The sequence below is a fragment of the Paraburkholderia piptadeniae genome (assembly GCF_900007165.1).
Taxonomy (GTDB): Bacteria; Pseudomonadota; Gammaproteobacteria; order Burkholderiales; family Burkholderiaceae; genus Paraburkholderia; species Paraburkholderia piptadeniae.
Genome location: NZ_CYGY02000260.1, coordinates 1 through 553, shown reverse-complemented (window position 1 = coordinate 553; position 553 = coordinate 1). Strand labels below are relative to the sequence as shown.

Sequence of the window (553 nt, the reverse complement as noted above, 5' to 3'; positions counted from 1 at the left end):
ATCTGCTCGCCTACGATCAGGGGCCGGCCAAGCTGTTCGAGCCGTTCCTCATCACGATGGATGACGAGTCCGAGATCTTCCCGACGTTCGAGCATCCGGGCACTGAATTCATCTACATGCTGCAGGGCAAGATCGAGTATCGGCACGGCAATCGCAGCTACCTGCTGCAGCCCGGCGACGCATTCACGTTTCGCGGATCGGTTCCGCATGGGCCAGAGCGCTTGATCAAACTGCCGATCCGCTTCATTACGATCATTATGTACGGGCACGCTGTCGGTTCGGAATCCTGAGCATCGGTGCAAGATCCGCCGTGGCAGCAGCAACTTATGGTTGCGCATGACACAGTAGCGACGCTGCGCATTCACTCGCGGTGCGCCGCTTACTTCGTGGTTCGAAGCGCTGATCTCCTGGCGGTTCTATCCAGTGGTGCTGGCTCTGCAGGCCATGCGGGGTGTCCAGTTTGACACCCCGACTCGTACCCCAGAGATCGGCGCTTGTCCTTGATACCCCTCGAAAACCCTGGTTCATCCGGCCTTTTTGATTCGTTGACATA

General features: G+C 58.0%; 1 protein-coding gene. It reads left to right on the top strand.

The features are described 5' to 3' along the window. A partial coding sequence (locus BN2476_RS45115; RefSeq protein WP_143811268.1) for a cupin domain-containing protein occupies positions 1–290 on the top strand: 290 nt, incomplete at its 5' end. Positions 291–553: the final 263 nt, after the last annotated feature.